The organism is Plastoroseomonas arctica, assembly GCF_018128965.1.
Classification (GTDB): Bacteria; Pseudomonadota; Alphaproteobacteria; order Acetobacterales; family Acetobacteraceae; genus Plastoroseomonas; species Plastoroseomonas arctica.
In genome coordinates, this window is record NZ_JAAEDH010000002.1 from 314,179 (window position 1) to 332,805 (window position 18,627).

The window sequence follows — 18,627 nt, forward strand, 5'->3', positions numbered from 1 at the left end:
GAGGCAGGGGATAAAGCCCGCGGACGGAAACTATATTCGCTGTGCGCGCTTGACCGATTCGCGGCCCGAGCGGGCAGGAAGGACAGCTTCATGCACCCGACCGAGACCAAGCGTCGCTACCGGACCATCTTCATCTCCGACACGCATCTCGGGACCCGTGGCTGCCGCTCGGACTATCTGGTGGATTTCCTGCGCCAGGTCGAATGCGAACAGCTCTACCTGGTCGGCGACATCGTCGATGGCTGGCGGCTGAAGAAGTCCTGGTACTGGGACGCCGACCACAACGAGGCCATCCGCCTGATCCTGTCGATGGCGCGAAACGGCACCGCCGTCACCTACATCCCCGGCAACCACGACGAGATGTTCCGCGACTGGCTGGGCCTCGGGCTCGAGCTCGGCGGCGTGCGGCTGCAGAAGGAAGCAGTCCACACCGCGGCCGACGGCAAGCGCTACCTCGTCATGCACGGCGACGAGTTCGACGGCGTCATCCGCTACGCCAAGTTCTTGGCCCATCTCGGCGACTGGGCCTATGACTGGGCGCTGTGGCTGAACACCGGCTTCAACGCCATCCGCCGCCGGCTGGGCTATCCCTACTGGTCGCTGTCGCAATGGCTCAAGCGCCAGGTGAAGGAGGCGGTCAAGGCGATCGACCGCTTCGAATCCGCACTCGCCAACGAAGCCCGCCGGCGCGGTCTCGACGGCGTCGTCTGCGGCCACATCCACCATGCCGAGATGCGCACCATCCAGGGCATCGCCTACATGAACGACGGCGATTGGGTGGAAAGCTGCACCGCGCTGGTCGAGCACGCCGATGGCCGCTTCGCGCTGATCGACTGGGCCGCCGAGAACCGCCTGACCTTCACCGCGCGGCGCCCCTCGCGCGACCGCGTCGCGGCGAGCGAGGCCGCGCAGCTTCTCGCCCTCGCTCCCGACGCCGCCGGGATGGAGTCCCTGGCGCGGGAAACCCGGTGAACGATCTTTCCCAGGGGATCACGCCGCAGGGCCCGATCCTGGAGCGGCGCGAACCGCTGCGCCTGCTGATCATCTCCGACGCCTGGCATCCGCAGGTCAATGGCGTGGTCCGCACGCTGACGCTGGTGACGGATATCCTGCGCGCGCAGGGCGACATCATCGACATCGTGGGCCCCGATCGCTTCTCCTCGATCCCGACGCCCGGCTACAAGGAAATCCGCCTCGCGCTGCGGCCGCGCAAGAAGCTGGAGGAAATCGCGCAATCCTTCATGCCCTGTGCCGTGCACATCGCGACCGAAGGCCCGCTCGGCTGGGCGATGCGCGGGATCTGCAAGCGGCGTGGCTGGCCCTTCACCACCGCCTACCACACCAAGTTCCCCGAATACCTGCACGCCCGTACGCGCATCCCGATGCGCTGGTCCTGGGCGGTGATGCGCCGCTTCCACCAGGCCGGCGATGCGACGCTCGCTGCGACGCAATCGCTGCGCGACGAGCTCACTTCGCGCGGCTTCACCAAGGTGCAGCCCTGGACGCGCGGGGTCGATCTCGCGCGCTTCAACGTCAATGCGCGGGACCCCTTCGAGGGCCTGCCGCGCCCGATCTTCCTCTATGCCGGCCGCGTCGCGATCGAGAAGAACATCGCCGCTTTCCTCAGCCTCGACCTGCCGGGCACCAAGGTCGTCGTCGGCGACGGACCGCAGCGCGCCGCACTCATGGCGCGCTTCCCCGAGGCGCATTTCACCGGCTGGCGTGACAATGGCGCGCTCGCCCGCAGCTATGCGGGTGCGGATGTCTTCGTCTTCCCCTCGCGCACCGACACCTTCGGCCTGGTGCTGCTTGAGGCGCTGGCATCGGGCACGCCGGTCGCGGCCTATCCCGTCACCGGTCCGCTCGACGTCATCACCGACCCGCGCGTGGGCGCGCTCGACGAGGACCTCCGCGCCGCCTGCCTCCGCGCGCTGGAATGCGACCGCGCCGCCTGCCGCGCCCATGCCGAGCGGTATTCGTGGGAAGCCTGCGCGGCGCAGTTCCGCGGCGCGCTGAGCATCATCGGGGCGGGGCGATAAAACTGCGGGAATGACTTTCGCCTAGAGGGGGGAATTCATTCCCCCCTGCTTCGCGAATCGCGCCTCGCTGGTCATCCGCGATGGCGGGTGCTAACGCCCTCGTGAGATGCTGAAGCGATTGGGAAAACACCCGGCCATCCAGGCGATCCTGCTGCGCCTCCTGGTCCTCTACCTCCGCTTCGTCGCCCGCACCACGCGATGGACGCTGCGCCACCCCGAACACGCAGCCCCCCTCGCCGCCGGGCAGGGCGTCATCCTCGCCTTCTGGCACGAACACCTGGCCGTCTTCGCCGCCTGCTGGCGCATCGCCCTGGCACGTGCCACCGGCGGGCCCGTGCCGCAGGTCGACATCCTGATCTCAGCCCATCGCGACGGACGCCTGATCGCGCGCATCCTTGAACAGGCCGGCGCCGGCATCATCGAAGGCTCGTCCTCGCACGGTGCCACGCCTGCGCTGCGCCAGATGCTGCGCGCGCTCACCGCCGGTCGAACGCTGGTCATTACGCCCGACGGGCCACGCGGTCCGCGGCGCGAGGCGGCGCCAGGGATCGCCCAGCTCGCCGCCGCATCCGGCGCCTGGGTGCTGCCCTGCGCCGCCGTCACCACGCGCCGCCGCACGCTGGGCTCCTGGGACCGGATGGTGTTTCCGCTGCCCTTCTCGCGCGGCACCATCGCGCTGGCCCCACCCATCCAGGTGCCGCGTGACGGCGCCGCCGCGGCACTTCCCGCCATCGCCGCGGCGCTGACCGCCGCCCGCGTGGCTGCCGAGGCATGAGCCTGGCGCAGCGCCTGTGGCATGGGGTCGCGAGCCTCGCCGCGCCGGTATTGCCGTTCTATCTCCGCACCCGCGTCGGCCGCGGCAAGGAGATCGCCGAGCGCCTGGGCGAGCGCCGCGGCGAGGGCGCCGATCGCCCGCCGGGGCCGCTGCTTTGGCTGCACGCCGCCAGCGTCGGCGAGACGCTCTCCGTCCTCCCGCTCCTGCCGCGCCTGCTCGAAGCACGACCCGCGCTGCACATCCTGATGACCACCGGCACCGTCACCGCCGCCACCCTGCTCGCCCAGCGCCTGCCGCCGGAGATCGCCGCGCGCGTGCGCCACCGCTTCGTCCCACTCGACGTGCCGGCCTGGGTCGCGCGCTTCCTCGATGGCTGGCGACCCGACGCGGCCGCCTTCGTCGAGAGCGAGTTCTGGCCGAACCTGCTCGCCGCCGCCGCATCCCGCCACATTCCCCTCGCGCTGCTCAATGCGCGCATCTCGTCCCGCTCGGCGCGGCGCTGGGCGAAGCTCCCCGACCTGGCGCGCGAGACGCTGCAGCGCTTCGCGATGATCCTTGCGCAATCGGACGCCGATGCGGCGCGCTTCACGGCCCTCGGCGCCACCGCGGTCACCGCGCCAGGCAACCTGAAATACGCCGCGCTGCCGCTGCCCGCCGATGACGCCACCCTCGCCGAACTGCGCGCGGCAACCGCGGGCCGCCCGATCCTGCTCGCGGCCAGCACCCATCCCGGCGAGGAGGCCATCATTGCCGAGGCCCACACCCTGCTCCGCGCGCGCTTCCCCGACCTGCTGACCATCCTCGTCCCCCGTCACCCCGAGCGCGGCGCCGCTATCGCAACCAGCCTCGCCCTGCCGACGCGGCGGAGCACCGGGGGCCTGCCCACGCCGGAGACCGGCCTCTACATCGCCGATACGCTCGGCGAGCTCGGCCTGTTCTACCGCCTCGCCGACCTCGCGCTCATCGGCGGCTCGCTGATCCCCCATGGCGGCCAGAACCCGCTCGAGCCCGCGCGCCTGGCGTGCCCCATCCTCACCGGACCGCACATGGACAACTTCGCCGCCATCACCGACCAGCTATCCGAAGCCCACGCCATCCGCCGCACCACCCCCGACCCAGCCGCGCTGGCGGAGGCCGTGGCCGCCATGCTATCAAGCCCGGAGACAAGGCAGGCGATGGCGCAAGCTGCCGCAGGTGTGGCCGCCCAGCAGGCGGAATTGCCCGATCGGGTGGCGGCAACCCTCCTGCCGCTGCTCGATGGCTCGGGCGCCAACGAAGGACGAGTGACGGTCAAGACCTGATGCGCGCGCCCCAATTCTGGAGCGGCGGGGGCGGCGTGCTGCCCCTGCTCCTCTCCCCGATCTCCGCCGTATACGCCGGTGCCACCGCGCGGCGCATGGCACGCCCCGGCTGGCAGGCCCCCATCCCCGTCATCTGCATCGGCAACGCCACCGCCGGCGGCGCCGGCAAGACCACCGTCGCACTCGATATCGGCCGGCGCCTTGCCGACCACGGCGTGCCACCGCACTTCCTGCTGCGGGGCTACGGCGGCAACCTCAAGGGACCGCTGCTGGTCAATGCTGGCCAGCACGACAGCCGCGCCGTCGGCGACGAAGCCCTGCTGCTCGCCGCCGAACACCCCACCATCGTCAGCGCCGACCGCGCCGCCGGCGCCCAGCTCGGCATCGCGAACGGCGCCCGCGCCATCATCATGGATGACGGGCTGCAGAACCCCGGCCTCGCCAAGGACCTCTCGCTGCTGGTGATCGACGGCACCTCCGGCTTCGGCAATGGCCGCGTCATTCCCGCCGGTCCGTTGCGCGAACCCGTGGCCGCCGCCGCCGCGCGCTGCCAGGCCGCCATCCTGGTCGGCGAGGATGAATGCGGCGCCCTCGCCCAACTCCCGCGCGACCTGCCCGTGCTGCGCGCCCGCCTGTCCCAGGGCCCCGAAGCGGCCATGCTCTCCGGCCAGTCCGTCTTCGCCTTCTGCGGCATCGGCAACCCGCGCAAATTCTTCACGAGCCTGCAGGAATCCGGCGCCATCCTCGCCGGGCGCCAATCCTACGCCGACCACTACCCCTACGATTCCGGAGACCTGCGCGAACTCCTCGCCGAAGCTGAAGCGCTCCGCGCCATCCCCGTCACCACGCGCAAAGACTTCGTGCGCATCCCGCAGGCCTTCCGCAGCCGCATCACCGTAGTGAACGTGAAGCTGGAATGGGAATCACCCGCGCAGATCGAAGCACTGCTCGAACCGCTGCTGGCGCGCGTGCCCGAGACGGTGGGGTAGGCAAGCGAGGCCAGGGGCGCTGCCCCTGGACCCCGCCAGGATCGTGTCGATCCTGGACCTCCATCCGTTGGTTTTTGGGATTGGGAGGGGATCTCGCCGGAAGCGCGCCGGGTTGGGGAGGGGGCGCGTCGCGGGAGTTCCCGTGTCACGGGCACTCCATGCGCCCCCTCCCGACCCGGCGCATTTCGATGAACACCCCTCCCAATACCAGGACCAACACATGCAGGGGCCCGGGGATCGGCGCGATCCCCGGTGGGGGTCTGGGGGCAAAGCCCCCGGCCTTGCTTTCTTCCTAACGCCGCACCGGGTCGCGCGACAGGCCGCGCGCGGCCAGTGCCGCCTCGTACTCCGCCCAGATGCGCGGCTGTTCGCTGCCCAGCCGGTGCAGGTAGTCCCAGCTGTAGATCCCGCTGTCGTGCAGATCGTCGAAGGCGATCCGCACCGCGTAGTGCCCTACCGGCTCCAGCCGCATGATGCCGACCTGGCGCCGGCCGGCGATGATCACCTTCTGCCCGGGACCATGGCCCTGAACCTCGGCGGAGGGACTCTCCACCCGCAGATACTCGGCCGGCAAGGCAAAGCGGGCGCCGTCGGCGAACGCCACCTCCAACACCCGCTCGGCGCGCTTCAGCCGCAGCTCCGTGACGACGGCGCTCATGTGTTTGAAGCAAGGCCAGGGGCGCTGCCCCTGGACCCCGCCAGGATCGTGTCGATCCTGGACCTCCATCTGTTGGTTCTGGGTCTTTGTGAGGAGTGTTCGCCGGAGGCGAGCCGGGGCGGGGAGGGGGCGCATCGAGGGAGTTCGTATGGCAATGGAACCGCAAGCGCCCCCTCCCCACCCCGGCACTCATCGATGAAGCACATCTCTCTCAAACCCAGGACCAACACACGCAGGGGCCCGGGGATCGGCGCGATCCCCGGCGGGGGTCCAGGGGGCAGCGCCCCTGGCCTTGCCTTCAAAACTTGCGCGCCTCGTCCGGGAGCATAATGGGGATGCCGTCGCGGATGGGATAGGCGAGGCCGGCTTTTTCGCTCACCAGTTCGCCGGCCGTGCGGTCGTAGCGGAGGGGTCCCTTGGTCACCGGGCAGACCAGGATTTCCAGCAGGCGCGGGTCGACGGATGTGTCAGTGCTCACGGGGCGGGTCTTTCAGCTGGGGCGTTGGTCCGGCGACTCGCCATGGGCGCCCATTTGCATCAGCGCCACAAGCATGGTGGCGCGTTGTGTCGCGTCGGGAGCTTCGAGCAGCGCCTGTTTTTCCGGCACTTCGAAGGGGCACACCATCGACAGCGTGGTGATCAGCATGGAGTCGGAGGTTTCCTCGATCGCCGCCCAGTTGGCCTCGATGCCTTGGGCGAGGAAGTAGGGGCGGATGGCGCCCAGCAGCGCGTCGCGGTCGACCTGCGGTTTTTCGGTGACCAGGTCGCGCAGATAGGGCGTGTAGTCGGCGCGGACGCGGCGGTAGCCCCGCTGCATGTCGATCTCCTCGGCCACCCGGTAGCGGATGACGCCGCTGAGCGTGATGAGGTAGCGCCCGTCGTCGGTCTCGGAGAAGGAGGACAGGCGCCCGAGGCATCCGATGGTGTAGAGGCCCGGTCCGGAGGCGCCGCGGGGTGCGCCGGGTTCGGCCTGGATCATGCCGAACATGCGTCCGGTGGCCATGGAATCCTCGACCATCGCGAGGTAGCGCGGTTCGAAGATGTTGAGCGGCAGCCGGCCTTCGGGCAGCAGCAGGGCGCCGGACAGCGGAAACACCGCCATCTCGCGCGGAAGGTCCTCGAGTCCGGGATGAAAGGCGCGCATTCCGCTCAGCGGAACAGCAGCGTGGAGAGCTTGCGGCGTCCCGCGAGCGTCGCGGGGTCGGTCATACCCCATGCCTCGAAGAATTTCAGCAGCTGCTTGCGCGCGGCCTCGTCGTTCCAGGCGCGGTCGCGCTTGACCGCCTCGATCAGCGCGTCGGTGGCCGCAGCGCGTTCGTCGGCGGCGTTGAGCGCGATGGCGAGGTCGATGCGCGCGGCGTGGTCATCGGGGTCGGCGGCCAGGCGCGCCTCGTACTCGGCGTAGCGTTCGCGCGCGCGGCGGCCTTCGGCGGCGAGTTCCAGTGCCGAGCGGACGGAGGTGACGGCAGCGTGGTCCTTGATCTTGGCGGGCGCGCTGTCGAGCACGGCCAGCGCCTGGTCTTCCTCGCCCAGCAGCATCAGGCAGCGGGCGACGCCGGCGAGCGCCTCGGGGTTTTCCGGCTCGGCCTGGGCGACGGTGCCGAAGACCTCGAGCGCGCCCTGGTAGTCGCCTTCCTCGATCGCGGTCTTCGCCTCGGTCAGCAATTCAGCGCTGGGCAGCTTGCCGCCGGCGACCTTCAGCACCTGTTCGATGAATTTCTTGATCTCGCCCTCGGGCAGCGCGCCCTGGAACAGGTCCGCGATCTGGCCCTGCCAGAAGGCAACGACGGTCGGCACGGATTGCAGCGGCAGGCCCATCTGCGAGAGCTGCTGCACCAGCGCGCGGTTCTGGTCGATGTCGATCTTGACCAGGCGCACGCGGCCCTGCGCGGCGCGCACCACCTTTTCCAGCGCGGGTGTGAGCGTCTTGCACGGGCCGCACCAGGTGGCCCAGAAATCCACCAGCACGGGCACTTCGCGGCTGGCGTTGATGACGTCGGCCATGAAGGATTTCTGGTCGCTGTCCTTCACCGGATCGACGCCGGCGCCTTGTGCATCGGCGGGCCGTTTGGGATCGAAGATGACTTCCATGGTCGGACCATTCCTCAAGGAAACTTTGATCGCATAGATGCGTCGCTCCGTGCCTAAAGCAAGGCGCAAGTTGACCGTGCCGCCTGCCGACCGCATCGTCCCGGCGTGAGCGCCCCCCTTCCGCCGAGCACCGCGACCTTGCTGCGCCGCATCGGGGCCCTCGCGACACCCACCTTGCTGCTGGCCGCGCTGCAGGCCTTCGCGCAGCTGTTCGAGACCTGGCTTGCGGCGCGCCAGGGTACCGCAGCGCTCGCGGGCTGGGCGGTGGTGCTGCCCTTCGCGCTGCTGATGCAGCAGATGTCGACCGGCGCGATGGGCGGCGGCGTGGTCTCGGCCATCGCGCGCGCGCTGGGGGCGAAGCGGGATGGCGAGGCCTCCGCGCTGGTGCTGCATGCGCTGCTGATCGCAACGATGGGCGGGCTGATCTTCGCACTCGGCCTCGCGATCGCGCCCAGCGCCATCCTCGGCGCGATCGCCGGGCCGGAGGCGGGGGGGGCGGCGGCGCTTTACGCGATGTGGCTGTTCGGCGCCGGCGCGGTGCCGGCCTGGATGGCGAACACACTCGCCTCGGTGCTGCGCGGCGGGGGCAGGCATGCGCTCGCCGCGCGGGTGATGGCGTTCGCCTGGGTCGCGCTGCCGCCGCTCTCCTGGGCCTGCGCGGAGCCGCTGGGGATGGGGCTCGCGGGCATCGGCGTGGCTTTCGCGGGCGTGTTCTGGCTGGCCTCGGTCGCGATGCTGGTGACGGTGCTGCGCGGCGGCGCCGGGTTCCTGCCCAACCTGCGCACGCCGATCACGGGGGCGCTGTTCACGCGCATCCTCTCGGTGGGGCTGATCGCCTGTGCGCTCGCGACGATCGCGAACCTGACGACGGTGCTGGTGACGGCGCAGATCGCGGTGCATGGCGCGGCCGCGGTCGCGGCTTACGGCATTTCCGCGCGGCTGGAGTTTCTGATGATCCCGATCGCCTTCGGGATCGGGTCGGCTTTGACGGCGCTGGTCGGGCGCAGCGTCGGCGCGGGGGATTGGGCGACCGCGCGGCGCATCGCCTGGGCGGGTGGGCTTGCGGCGCTCGCGGTCGCGGGCAGCGTGGGGATCTTCGTGGCACTCGCGCCCGGGCTGGTCGCCAACGCCTTCACACGCGATGCGGAGGTCGCCGCCATCGCCACGCGCGCGCTTGCCATCATCGGGCCGGCGCTGGGCGGGTTCGGGCTGGGCATGGCGATGTATTTCGCGGCGTTGGGCGCGGGGCGGATGGGCTGGCCGATCGTGGCCGCATTGGCGCGCATCACGCTCGCGGTGGGCTTCGGCTGGGTGCTGGCGGTGCCGCTCGGGATGGGGCTTGAGGGGCACTTCATCGGCGTCGCGCTCGGCATCACCGCCTATGGCGTGTTCACCTCGGTGGCGGTGCGTCCATCCGTGTGGCGGGCGTGAGCGCGCGGCGTCGCGCCGGATAGCGCGCCACGGCGTTGCGCGGCCATGCGCACGCCGGCATTGGCGGCGCCGAAGCCGGCATAGCCCCCGCGCCTCTCGCAGATCTCGAAGAAGAAGCGGTCGCGAAAGGCATCCGTGTAGGCGTGGCGGAACTCAACGCCTTGTTCGGCGCTGTCGAAGAGCAGATGCCGCGCACGCAATGCCGCGATGGCATCGTCATCCAGCGGGAAGCGCGACGCGATATCCTCGTAGTAGTTCGGCGGGATATCGAGCAGCGCGTCGGGCCCCGCCGCATCCACCGCCGCGGCCGCGTCGGCCACCGCGAAGGCGATGTGATGCACGCCCGCGCCGGCCAGCGCCGAGACGAAGCGCCCGGTGCCGGTGCGCCCGCTTTCGCTGACGTTCAATGGCAGCCGCACCGCGCCTTTTCCACCGGTGAAGGCGCGGCTGCGCACCAGGCCATAGGGGTCCGGCAGTTCGAACAGCGCCTCCGGCTCCAGCCCGAAGACGGCGCGGTAGAACAGGGAAAAACTTTCGAGGAAGCCCGGCGCGAGGGCCTGCGCGACATGGTCGATGCCGGTGATGCCGAGGCTGGGCGCGGCCTGTGGCTCCAGGTGGAAATCATCCTCCCAGATCGCGCGGCCGCCCTCCTCGACCAGGTAGACCAGCGTGCCGTCGGGCGCGCGCACGGCGGGGATGGCGCGCTCGCCCTCGCCCACGCGCTCCTGCCAGACGGAGCAGAGCAGCGCCTCGGCACGCAACGCGGCGCGCGCGGCGTCATCGACGCGCAGCGCCATCGCGCAGGCGGAGGGTCCGTGCTGCTCGAAGCGTTCGGAGGCGGCGCTGTCGGGTTCCGCGTTCAGCACGATGTTGGCGTCGCCGGAGCGCCACAGCTCCACCTGCTTCGAGCGATGGACGCCGGCGCGGACGAAGCCGAGCGGCACGAGGAAAGCGCCGAGTGCGGCGCGCGTCGGCTCGTCCACGGCGAATTCGATGAACTCGATGCCACGCAGTTGCGGCAGAGCGGGGAGTGCGGCGATGCCCGCCTGCTCCGCAAGCCAGACCAGGGAGCGCAGACCGTCGCGCGCGATGCGGCGCGCGGGGGCGGCGCGGAACTCGTCGTTGAAGACTTCGAGCGAGATGGGCCCCGTGTAGCCGGCGGCCAGCACGTCGCGCAGGAAATCCGCGACCGGCAACTCGCCCTGGCCGGGGAAGCTGCGGAAATGCCGGCTCCAGGACAGGGCGTCCATGGACAGTCGCGGCGCATCGGCGAGCTGCAGGAAGAAGAGTTTCTCCGCGGGCACCGAGTCAGACAGCGCCGCGAGATCATCGCCGAGGCAGAGCGTGTGGAAGCTGTCCAGGATCAGGCCGAGCGCGGGGTGGTCGGCCTGTCGCACGATATCCCAGGCCTGGCGCCATCGGTTGATGTGCCGCCCCCAGGCCAGCGCCTCATAGCCCACGCGCAGTCCACGCACTCCGGCGCGCTCCGCCATCTCGCGCAGGTCGGCCGCGGCGCGCGACGGATCGTCGAGCGTGGCGGCCTGGGTGTTGGAGCAGACCAGCAGCAGTTCCGCGCCCAGCGCCTGCATGGTGTCGAATTTCCGCTCGGCGCGGTCGAGGTTGCGCGCGCGCTGGGCCGTCTCCATCGCCTCGAAATCCCGGAAGGGCTGGAACAGCGCGACCTCCAGCCCGAGATCGGTGCAGAGCCTTCCCGCTTCGCGCGGCGTGCCGTCAAAGGTGAGCAGGTCGTTCTCGAACATCTCGACCGCCTCGAACCCCGCCGCTGCGGCCGCTTCCAGCTTGTCGGGCAATGTCCCCGAAAGGCAGACCGTCGCGATGGCGCGCTTCATGGAAGGCCCTTTCAGATGTCGAGGAAGACCGTCTCGCCTTCGCCCTGCAGGCGGATGTCGAACCCGTAGACGACCGCACCTTCGCGCAGGCCGCGCGGCGCGATGAGCGTGTTGCGGCGTGCCGGGTCGATCAGCTTCAGCACGGGGTCGGCCGCGTTCGCCGCCTCTTCGTCGCCGAAATACATGCGCGTCGAGAGGCCGAGATTGATGCCGCGCGCGACGATCCAGAGGCTCACATGCGGCGCCATGCGGGCATGCCCGGAGCGTCCGGTGACCGCGCCAGGCTTGATCGTGTCGAAGGCCCAGATACCGGTCGCGAAATCGGTGCCCGTTCGGCCCCAGCCGTGGAAGGCGGCGTCGGGTGCCGTGCCGTCCTGCGTATCGGCGGGGTGGTTGTGCCGGCCATGCGCATCGGCCTGCCAGATCTCCATGAGGGCGTCGCGCACGATGCTGCCGGCGCCATCGAAGATGCGGCCCTCGATGCGGATGCGCTCGCCGCGGGTCGCGTCGCTCACCATGCGTTCGCCGAGATTGTTGGCGAAGATCTCGAATCCCGCCTGGCGCGGGATCAGCCCGATGTGCACATAGGGGCCGGCGGTCTGAGACGGTGTCTCGGGCAGGTAGTCCATCGCTCAGCTCCCCTGCAGCTTGTTCTCGAAGCGCGTCTGCCGGCGGCCGCGCAGCACCATGTCGAAGCGATAGGCGAGCGTGTCGAGCGGCACCGAGGCCTTGAGGTCCAGCTTCGCGATCAGCCGTTCGCGCAGCGCCGGGTCCGGCATGGTCGCGATGATCGCGTCATGCGCGATCAGCGGGTCGCCCTCGAAATACATCTGGGTGATGAGGCGCTGTGCGAAGCCGGACCCAAACAGCGAAAAATGGATATGCGCGGGCCGCCAGTCATTCACGCGATTGCGAAAGGGATACGGGCCGGGCTTGATCGTGCGGAAGCTGTAGTAGCCCTCCGCATCGGTGATGGTGCGCCCGCAGCCGCCGAAATTGGGATCGATCGGCGCGAGGTAGGTGTCGAGCGCATGGCGATACCGCCCGCCGGCATTGGCCTGCCACAGCTCGACCAGCATGCCGCCGAGGCCCCGACCTTCGCCATCCATCAGCCGTCCATGCACGATGATACGTTCGCCGATCGGCTCGCCCGTCTGCACGTAGTTGAGGATCAGGTCGTGGTCGAGCGGCCCGAGCTCGCCGGCGCCGAACACCGGACCGGTCACTTCGGAGAGCGAGTTCTGCAGCGACAGCAGCGGGAAGCGCGGGCTGCGCAGCACGCTGCTTTTATACACCGGCGACGAGGCCGGCGGATGGTCCGCCGGATCGCGCGGGAAGAACTCGGCATCGGGCTTCATGCGCGGCGCTCCAGGCTATTCCAGGGTGATCCCGCGGGTGCGGATCAGCTCGCCCCATTTCGCACTTTCGGCGGCAAGATAGGCGGGAAACGCCTCCGGAGTCCCGGGCGTCGGCACGATGGAGCTGGCGCGCAGCCGCTCCAGCACCTCCGCATTCGCCATGGTCGCGGCGAGGGCCGTGTGCAGCCGCGCGATGATCGACGCCGGGGTGCCGGCGGGTGCGAGCAGGGCGAAATCCGACGTCGCCTCGAAACCGGAGAATCCCGATTCCGCGATGGTCGGCACGTCGGGCGCAAGCGGGTTGCGCGTCAGCGTGGAGACGCCGATGCCCACGATCTGCCCGGCCTGCATCAGCGGCAGCGCCGTCACCGCATCCACCATCGCGACCTGCACCTCGTTGGTGATCAGCGCCTGCACCGCCGGCGCGCCGCCGCGATAGGTGACGTTGAGGATATCGATCCCGGCAGCGCGCAGGAACAGCTCGGTCGCGAGATGCGCGGAGGAACCCGCACCGGACGACGCATAGGACAGCCGCCCCGGGGCTTCCTTCGCCTTGGCCACGAGTGCCGCGATCGTCGGCGTGCCCAGGCGCGGATTGACGCAGAGGATGATCGGCGATTGCGCGACGCGACCGATGGCGGCGAAGGCGCGGTCATCATCATAGCCGCGGCCGGGGAACAGATGCCGCGACATCGCATAGGTGGAATTCACGCCCATGAGTAGCGTGTAGCCATCCGGCCGCGCCCGCGCGACGGAGGCATGGCCCACCGTGCCCGAGGCCCCAGGCCGATTATCCACCACGACATTGCCGGACAGCTCGCGCGACATCTGCTGCGCCACCACGCGGCCCACGAAATCGGTCGACCCACCCGGCGCCCAGGCGACCACGATGGTCACCGGCCGCGCACCCGGATAGGCCTCCTGCGCCTGCGCGGCGCGCGCGCCGATAAGACCGATGGCGCCAAGCCCAAGCGTGCGGCGCGAGAGTGCGGGGTGCTGCTTCACGGAACATCCTCCTTGCTTTTCTTGGATCAGCGATTGACCTGTACGTACCAGATAGTACATTGCGCCGGCAAGCCGCAAAGCAGGGAAACGCCGCATGAACGATCCCTTCGCAGCACCCGCCGGCCCCTCCCTCCTCGCCGGCCTCATCGGCCGCGGCATCCAGGCCTCTCTCACGCCGGCCCTGCATGAGCGCGAAGCCGCGGCGCATCATCTCGCGCTATCCTATCGCCGCATCGACCTCGACGCGATGGGCCTCGGCGTCGAGGCGCTGCCCGCGCTGCTGGACCGCGCCGAGGCGGCGGGCTTCGCCGGCCTCAACATCACCTTTCCGTGCAAGCAGGCGGTGATCCCGCTGCTGCACGATCTCTCCGAGGAAGCGCGCGCGCTCGGCGCCGTCAACACGGTGGTGCTGCGCGACGGCAGGCGCATCGGCCACAACACCGATTGCTCCGGCTTTGCCGAAGGCTTCTCCCGCGGCCTGCCCGGCGCCCCGCTCGGCGAAGTGGTGCAGCTCGGCGCCGGCGGCGCGGGATCCGCCGTGGCTGAGGCGCTGCTGCGCAAGGGCGTCGGCCGCCTCACTATCCACGACGTCAACGCAGCCCGCGCCGAGGACCTGGCCGCCGCGCTGCGCGCACGCTTCGGCGAAGGCCGCGCACGCGCCGGGGCGCCGCTTGAGGAGGCGGTCGCCGCCGCCGATGGCGTGGTGAACTGCACCCCCGTCGGCATGGCCAAGCTGCCCGGCACGCCGCTGCCCGTGGCCCTGCTGCGCCCCGCGCTCTGGGTCGCGGAGATCATTTATTTCCCGCTCGAGACCGCGCTGCTGCGCGCCGCCCGCGCGCTAGGCTGCCGCACGCTCGACGGCGGCGGCATGGCAGTCTTCCAGGCGGTCGGCGCCTTCCGCCTGTTCACCGGCCGCGAACCCGATCCCGCGCGCATGCTCGCGAATTTTGCCGAACTGGTGACCCATATTGATCCTAAAGCGAATTGATCCGCTTGCGGGCCGATCGTCGGTGTGTCTTTATACTGTCATTGTGATACGGCGTGGTCACGGCTCCCGCGCGTATGGCGAACCTCCTCGCGCCGAAGGCCAATGCCCATGCCCACCACCTATGTCGGCCACAGCCTGGCCAAGATGGCCGGCAGCAATGTCATCTCCGGCAGCGGCGATGCCGCCTCGGCCATATCGGCGGAGGCCAAGGCGCAGGTCCTCAACGACATCCTCCAGACCTATTACCAGGCCCGGGGGGAAGAATTCGACGGTCGCGAGATCGGCCTGACCGACGTCAAGCGCGCCATCATCTACGCGCGCGGCAAGAAGCACTCCAAGGCCATCCGCAAGGGTGTCATCGGCACCGCGAAGTTCGGCCTGCAGATCGCGGCGACTGCGGGTGGCGCGACGATCGGCTCCGTGGTGCCTGTCCTCGGCACCGCGTTGGGCGGGATCGGCGGCGCGGTTGCCGGCGCCGGTCTCGGCGTCACGGTGACGGTGGCCGATCGTCTGAAGCGCTCCGCCAAGGGCATCTACAAGTTCGCAAGGGGGACGCGCGGCGTGCACCGCCTGCAGGCGGCCGCGACACTGCTGCACTGCCACACCGCCCAATTCAACGTCGCATCCGGCGGCAACCCGGCGGACGAAGCGCTCGCCGTGCTGCTGGGCGAGGAGTACGGCATGGTCACCCGCGCCAACGACACCGAGCGCCTGGCGAACCGTCTGAAATCCAACTGATCCGCGCCCGGGGCCGCCCCCCGGGTCAGGGCGCCATGTAGCGCAGCACCGCATCGGCGATCATCCGCCGATGCGCCGCCGCGCGCGGCCGGCTGTGCAGGTTCTGCCCAAAGATCGCCGACAGCGTGTGCCGGTTCGACACGCGATGGAAGCAGAACCCCGTGATCAGCAGATGCAGGTCCAGCGGGTCCACGCCCTTGCGGAACACCCCCGCCGCCTCGCCGCGATCCAGCAGCGCGCGGATGGCGCCGATCACCGCCGCATTGCGCTTGCGGATGGTGGGCGAGGTCTTCACATGGCTCGCCTCGTGGATGTTCTCCACCGTCACCAGCCGGACGAATTCCGGGCGCGCCGCATGATGGTCGAAGGTCAATTCCACCAGGCGCCGCAACGCGTCGAGCGGCGGCAGCGCGTCGAGGTTCCCGGCCGCCTCGGCATCGCGGATATCGCCGTATTTCTCCTCCAGGACGGCCGCGTAGAGCTGCTCCTTGCCGCCAAAATAATAGTAGATCATGCGCTTGGTCGTGGCGGTCCGCGCGGCGATGTCGTCGACACGGCCACCGGAGAAGCCCTTCTCGCTGAACTCGGCGGTGGCGGCGTCCAGGATGGCGCGGCGGGTCTGCACCGCGTCACGCGTGCGGGGTTTGTCCATGGATGGACTCTCTGGTCCGTACACACGGAAAGCAAGGCCGGGGGAAAGAATTCCCCCGGACCCCCATCTTTTATTTTTGGCTTTTTGGCACCTGCTGGAAGCGAGACCTAATTGAGGCGCAGGTTCAGGATGTGCTCGGGGCCGGGCTGCAGCTCGCCGCGCTCGACCTGCTGCACGATGCGGGTCAGCGCGGCGTTGGCCGGCGTTTCGATGCCGATCTCGGCCGCGCGGTCCACGATGTAGCCATTGATGAACGCGATCTCGGTCCGCCTTCCCTTCACCATGTCCTGGCCCATCGAGGGGCGATGCGCGCCGCCGCCCTTGGCGGCTTCGGCCAGGCGGTGGGCGTCGTATTCGGCCAGTGCCTCGGGATCGCCCTCGCCGGCCTTGGCGATGGTCTCGGGGTCCATGTGGTGGACCTCCTCCAGCGAATAGCCCAGCGCCTGGCCGGTGCGGATCGCCTCCGAGCCCAGCCGCGCGCCGAAGCGGCGCAGCGCATCGTTCATCAGCGTGTCGCGGCTGATCATGCCGGTGCAGGCGGACAACCCGTTGGCCATCGCGTTGGTCACCAGCTTCGACCAGCGCTCGCCCCACAGATTCGTCGTGACGAGCGTGCTGTCGGACAAGGCGCAGAGGCGTGCCACTTCCTTTGCGCGGTCCGTGATACGGCCATGCACCTCGCCCACGCGATAGACGGTGTGCGCCGCACCGCCCTTCCCCGAGGCGCGCTTCACATGGCCGGGCAAGGCGAGATCGACGGTGATCGAGCTCGCGATCGCACCCAGCGTGCGGCCCCAGCCGACCACGCCCGCGATGGTCGCCTCGTTCATGCAGTTCTGCAGGGACACCATGAAGCCGCCGGGGGCCAGGTATTGCCGCATCATCACCGCGGCCCATTCGGTGTCGTAGGATTTCGTGCAGATGAAGACGATGTCGAAGGGCTGGCCGCGGCTGATCTTCTGCACCTCGGTCAGGTGCAGCGCCGTCACCGGTGTCACGAATTCTGGCACGTCGCGCAGGTGGGTCACGCGCAAGCCGTTGGCGCGCATCGCCTCCACATTCTCAGGCCACATGTCGATGAAGGTGACGTCCTCGCCGGCCTGCGCCATGTGCGCGCCGGCATAGGCTCCGACCGCGCCGGTGCCCATGATTGCGATGCGTGCGGCCATTGTCTCTCTCCCACGGATTTCACGGCATCATGGCCCCGTGGTCAGCGCGCGACCAGGGGGGCGGTTCAGGCCTTGGGCGCGATCGCGCGAAGCGTGCCGATCGCCTGGGCCACCACCGCGCCGTCAGCGTCTGTGATGGTGGCCTCGGCCGAAACCAGGCTACGCCCGCCACGCACCACGCGGCCGCGCGCCATCAGCGTGCCCTGTCCTGGTGCGAGGTAGTTGATCGAGAGGCTGACCGTCGCCGCCCCGCTGCCTTCGGGCAGGACGGAGCGCGCCGCATTCACCAGCGCCGCATCGAGCATGGTGGCCATCGCCCCGCCATGCACGTCGCCGCGGATGTTCGCCGTCTCCGCCATCGGCTCAAGCCGCACCAGCGACGCGCCGTCCGCCGCCTCCATCACGACAACGCCGATGTGGCGGTAGAAGGGACGCTGGACGATCACTCCGCCCTCGCGCTCGCCTCGCTGCGCGTGGCACCCACGCGGCTCGCCAGCGCGGCCGCCATGAAGGCATCCAGGTCGCCATCCAGCACCGCCGCCGGATTGCCCTTCTCGATGCCCGTGCGCAGGTCCTTCACCATCTGGTAGGGCTGGAGGACGTAGCTGCGGATCTGGTGGCCCCAGCCGATATCGGTCTTGCCGGCCTCGATCGCATCGCTCACCGCCTCGCGCTTGCGCAGCTCGAGTTCATACAGCCGCGCCTTGAGCATCTCCATCGCGATCGCGCGGTTCTTGTGCTGGCTGCGGTCCTGGGTCGAAGCGGCGACGATCCCCGTCGGAATATGGGTGAAGCGCACCCCGGAATCCGTCTTGTTCACGTGCTGGCCGCCAGCACCCGAGGCGCGGAAGGTGTCGGTGCGGATGTCGGCAGGGTTGATCTCGATGACGATCTTGTCGTCGATTACCGGGAAGACGTAGACGGAGGCAAAACTGGTCTGGCGGCGCGCGGCGGCGTCGAAGGGGCTGATGCGCACCAGCCGATGCACGCCCGATTCCGTCTTCAGCCAGCCATAGGCGCTCGGCCCCGTGACCAGCAGCGTCGCCGACTTGATGCCGGCCTGCTCTCCCTCGCTCTCCTCGGTGAGCTGCACCTTGAAGCCGCGCCGTTCCGCCCAGCGCGTGTACATGCGCATCAGCATCTGCGCCCAGTCCTGCGCCTCGGTGCCGCCGGCCCCCGCATTGATCTCGATATAGGCGTCGTTCTGGTCGGCCTCGCCCGAGAGCAGGCTCTCGATCTCGCGCCGCTTGGCTTCCTCGGCGAGCGATTCAAGCTCGCGCACCGCCTCGTCGGCGGTGCCGGCATCGGCTTCCGCCTCGGCCATCTCGATCAGCTCGATGGCATCGGCCACCGCCTGCTCGAGTCGCTTCACGCCATCCACCTGGTCGGCGAGGCGGTTGCGTTCCTGCATCAGGGCCTGCGCCTCGGCGGCCTTGGTCCAGAGCTCGGGGTCTTCGGATTTCGCGTTCAGCTCATCCAGGCGTCGGAGTGCGGCATCCCAGTCAAAGATGCCTCCTCAGCAGCGTCACCGATGCGGCGATCTGCTCCTGCAAGTTCGTGGCGTCTGCTCTCATGATGGCGCG

At 69.6% G+C, this 18,627-nt stretch carries 20 protein-coding genes; 8 read left to right on the forward strand and 12 right to left on the reverse strand.

The features are described 5' to 3' along the window. Positions 1-90: 90 nt before the first annotated feature. The 5 genes from GXW79_RS03755 (at position 91) to lpxK (ending at position 5,104) form a co-directional block, all read left to right on the forward strand. A complete protein-coding gene (locus GXW79_RS03755; RefSeq protein ID WP_211872989.1) occupies positions 91-972 on the forward strand; it encodes a UDP-2,3-diacylglucosamine diphosphatase in 882 nt (293 codons plus the stop codon). After that, a complete protein-coding gene (locus GXW79_RS03760) occupies positions 969-2,039 on the forward strand; it encodes a glycosyltransferase family 4 protein (RefSeq protein WP_367614791.1) in 1,071 nt (356 codons plus the stop codon). Before GXW79_RS03755 ends, GXW79_RS03760 begins: the two co-directional genes overlap by 4 nt. 106 nt (positions 2,040-2,145) lie before the next feature. Then, positions 2,146-2,814 (forward strand): lysophospholipid acyltransferase family protein, encoded by a 669-nt coding sequence (locus tag GXW79_RS03765; protein ID WP_211872990.1) that lies wholly within the window; start codon positions 2,146-2,148, stop codon positions 2,812-2,814. Continuing rightward, complete coding sequence (locus tag GXW79_RS03770) at positions 2,811-4,115, forward strand: 3-deoxy-D-manno-octulosonic acid transferase (RefSeq protein WP_211872991.1); 1,305 nt, start codon at positions 2,811-2,813, stop codon at positions 4,113-4,115. Before GXW79_RS03765 ends, GXW79_RS03770 begins: the two co-directional genes overlap by 4 nt. Then, positions 4,115-5,104: a tetraacyldisaccharide 4'-kinase gene (gene lpxK / locus GXW79_RS03775; protein ID WP_211872992.1), complete on the forward strand. Its 990-nt coding sequence runs from the start codon at positions 4,115-4,117 to the stop codon at positions 5,102-5,104. The genes GXW79_RS03770 and lpxK overlap by 1 nt, the downstream gene beginning before the upstream one ends. Positions 5,105-5,396: 292 nt before the next feature. Here lpxK and GXW79_RS03780 read toward each other — a convergent pair whose 3' ends face one another. The 4 genes from GXW79_RS03780 to GXW79_RS03795 form a co-directional block, all read right to left on the reverse strand. Next, a complete protein-coding gene (locus GXW79_RS03780; protein WP_211872993.1) occupies positions 5,397-5,762 on the reverse strand; it encodes a gamma-butyrobetaine hydroxylase-like domain-containing protein in 366 nt (121 codons plus the stop codon). 298 nt (positions 5,763-6,060) lie between these two features. Further along, positions 6,061-6,240 (reverse strand): Trm112 family protein, encoded by a 180-nt coding sequence (locus tag GXW79_RS03785; RefSeq protein ID WP_211872994.1) that lies wholly within the window; start codon positions 6,238-6,240, stop codon positions 6,061-6,063. Positions 6,241-6,252: 12 nt separating this feature from the next. Further along, the gene (locus GXW79_RS03790) at positions 6,253-6,864 is read right to left on the reverse strand and encodes an LON peptidase substrate-binding domain-containing protein (protein WP_246503670.1); all 612 of its coding nucleotides are present in this window, start codon (positions 6,862-6,864) and stop codon (positions 6,253-6,255) included. Positions 6,865-6,911: 47 nt separating this feature from the next. Continuing rightward, entirely contained in the window at positions 6,912-7,853 is a 942-nt protein-coding gene (locus GXW79_RS03795; RefSeq protein WP_211872996.1) for a thioredoxin family protein, read from the reverse strand. Between the two features lie 105 nt (positions 7,854-7,958). On the opposite strand from GXW79_RS03795, the gene GXW79_RS03800 reads away from it, so the two are divergent. Beyond that, a complete protein-coding gene (locus GXW79_RS03800; RefSeq protein WP_211872997.1) occupies positions 7,959-9,284 on the forward strand; it encodes an MATE family efflux transporter in 1,326 nt (441 codons plus the stop codon). Here the strand turns inward: GXW79_RS03800 and GXW79_RS03805 are convergent. Genes GXW79_RS03805 through GXW79_RS03820 form a run of 4 tightly spaced genes read right to left on the reverse strand, consistent with a single transcriptional unit; the run spans position 9,233 to position 13,497 of the window. After that, positions 9,233-11,134, reverse strand: coding sequence for a bifunctional sugar phosphate isomerase/epimerase/4-hydroxyphenylpyruvate dioxygenase family protein (locus tag GXW79_RS03805; RefSeq protein ID WP_211872998.1), 1,902 nt, complete (start codon positions 11,132-11,134; stop codon positions 9,233-9,235). The two genes, GXW79_RS03800 and GXW79_RS03805, sit on opposite strands and share 52 nt — an antisense overlap. 11 nt (positions 11,135-11,145) lie before the next feature. Further along, on the reverse strand, positions 11,146-11,763 hold the full coding sequence (gene pcaG, locus GXW79_RS03810) for a protocatechuate 3,4-dioxygenase subunit alpha (protein ID WP_211872999.1): 618 nt from the start codon (positions 11,761-11,763) through the stop codon (positions 11,146-11,148). A gap of 3 nt (positions 11,764-11,766) precedes the next feature. Continuing rightward, positions 11,767-12,492, reverse strand: a complete 726-nt coding sequence (gene pcaH, locus GXW79_RS03815) for a protocatechuate 3,4-dioxygenase subunit beta (protein WP_211873000.1) — start codon at positions 12,490-12,492, stop codon at positions 11,767-11,769. A 15-nt stretch (positions 12,493-12,507) separates the two neighbouring features. Next, the gene (locus GXW79_RS03820) at positions 12,508-13,497 is read right to left on the reverse strand and encodes a Bug family tripartite tricarboxylate transporter substrate binding protein (protein WP_367614792.1); all 990 of its coding nucleotides are present in this window, start codon (positions 13,495-13,497) and stop codon (positions 12,508-12,510) included. A gap of 94 nt (positions 13,498-13,591) precedes the next feature. Between GXW79_RS03820 and GXW79_RS03825 the strand changes: the two genes are divergently transcribed. Together GXW79_RS03825 and GXW79_RS03830 are read left to right on the forward strand one after the other, a co-directional pair. Continuing rightward, a complete protein-coding gene (locus tag GXW79_RS03825) occupies positions 13,592-14,485 on the forward strand; it encodes a shikimate dehydrogenase (RefSeq protein WP_211873001.1) in 894 nt (297 codons plus the stop codon). A 108-nt stretch (positions 14,486-14,593) separates the two neighbouring features. After that, positions 14,594-15,223, forward strand: a complete 630-nt coding sequence (locus tag GXW79_RS03830; RefSeq protein WP_211873002.1) for a hypothetical protein — start codon at positions 14,594-14,596, stop codon at positions 15,221-15,223. A gap of 25 nt (positions 15,224-15,248) precedes the next feature. On the opposite strand, the gene GXW79_RS03835 is transcribed toward GXW79_RS03830, so the two are convergent. The 4 genes from GXW79_RS03835 to prfB all read right to left on the reverse strand — a co-directional run bounded on the left by GXW79_RS03835 (position 15,249) and on the right by prfB (position 18,618). Then, on the reverse strand, positions 15,249-15,875 hold the full coding sequence (locus GXW79_RS03835) for a TetR/AcrR family transcriptional regulator (RefSeq protein ID WP_211873003.1): 627 nt from the start codon (positions 15,873-15,875) through the stop codon (positions 15,249-15,251). 107 nt (positions 15,876-15,982) lie between these two features. Continuing rightward, complete coding sequence (locus tag GXW79_RS03840) at positions 15,983-17,044, reverse strand: ketopantoate reductase family protein (protein WP_211873004.1); 1,062 nt, start codon at positions 17,042-17,044, stop codon at positions 15,983-15,985. 65 nt (positions 17,045-17,109) lie between these two features. Beyond that, positions 17,110-17,490, reverse strand: coding sequence for a PaaI family thioesterase (locus GXW79_RS03845; protein ID WP_211873005.1), 381 nt, complete (start codon positions 17,488-17,490; stop codon positions 17,110-17,112). After that, positions 17,487-18,618 (reverse strand): peptide chain release factor 2 gene (gene prfB, locus GXW79_RS03850; protein ID WP_211873006.1). Its coding sequence is split into 2 segments (ribosomal slippage): positions 17,487-18,548 and positions 18,550-18,618, totalling 1,131 coding nucleotides; the frame shifts between segments, so codons are not numbered across the junction. Before prfB ends, GXW79_RS03845 begins: the two co-directional genes overlap by 4 nt. Positions 18,619-18,627 lie beyond the last annotated feature (9 nt).